This window comes from Bowmanella yangjiangensis (assembly GCF_017255015.1).
Taxonomy (GTDB): Bacteria; Pseudomonadota; Gammaproteobacteria; order Enterobacterales; family Alteromonadaceae; genus Bowmanella; species Bowmanella yangjiangensis.
The window spans coordinates 1-410 of sequence record NZ_JAFKCS010000648.1 but is presented as its reverse complement, the minus strand read 5'-3'; the positions used below and the strand labels follow the sequence as shown (position 1 = coordinate 410).

At 70.0% G+C, this 410-nt stretch carries 1 protein-coding gene; it reads left to right on the top strand.

Features of this window, described 5'->3' with window-relative positions:
* Positions 1-410 (top strand): universal stress protein (locus J0A65_RS26085; RefSeq protein WP_206597097.1); only part of this gene is annotated, 410 nt, incomplete at both ends.

The following is a 410-nucleotide window of genomic DNA, read 5'->3' as shown; positions in this document are numbered from 1 at the left end:
CATCTGCCGGTGCTGCGGGTCAACGGTCCGGTGACGCATGCATACCGCTATGCGGTGCTGGCGATGGACCACTCGCGGACCGCGCAACAGGCCCTGGTGCGCGCGCGTGAGCTGGGCCTGCTGGTGCCGGAGCAGCTGCATGTCGCCAGTGCGGTCGAGCCGGTGGCCGCCGGTGCGGTGATGGAGGTCGGGATCAGCGCCGAGGTGCTGGAGGACCAGCGGGACGTGCAGCGTCAGCAGGTGAGCGAGCGGCTGGCCGAAGTCGGGGTGAACCTCGATCACGAACGCCTGCTGGTACAGATCGGTTCGCCCGAGGGTGTGGTCGGCGACGCCCTGCGCCAGTCCGGCGGCGATCTGCTGGTGCTCGGCACGCATGCGCGCGAGGGCGTTTCGCGTTTCTTCCTGGGCAG